The sequence below is a fragment of the Mesorhizobium sp. M1A.T.Ca.IN.004.03.1.1 genome (assembly GCF_003997555.1).
Taxonomy (GTDB): domain Bacteria; phylum Pseudomonadota; class Alphaproteobacteria; order Rhizobiales; family Rhizobiaceae; genus Mesorhizobium.
The window spans coordinates 1-273 of record NZ_RZTV01000310.1 but is presented as its reverse complement, the minus strand read 5'-3'; the positions used below and the strand labels follow the sequence as shown (position 1 = coordinate 273).

1 protein-coding gene is annotated in these 273 nt (G+C 62.6%); it reads right to left on the bottom strand.

What is annotated here, in order from left to right; translation table 11 throughout:
- Positions 1-273: cupin domain-containing protein (locus tag EOD29_RS31795; protein WP_127248820.1), on the bottom strand; the 273-nt coding region annotated here is incomplete at both ends.

The window sequence follows — 273 nt, the reverse complement described above, 5'->3', positions numbered from 1 at the left end:
GCATCCGTTGCCGAGGTCAGCAGCGTCTCGCCCTTCATCAGCCGGCTGGAAACGCTGATCGGTAGGCGCAGCCGGAAGAAATAGACGAGCGGCAGATGGGCGCCGGCATAGAGCGAATCATCCGAGGATTCGTCCATCTGATGCGGCTGACCACCCCAGAAGAGGCACATTTCGCCAGCGCTCAGCCGGAATTCGTGATCGCTCATCCGGTAGTGCACGGTGCCGCGCATCACGTAGTTGACCTCGACCTGCGCGTGCCAGTGCGGCATGGCC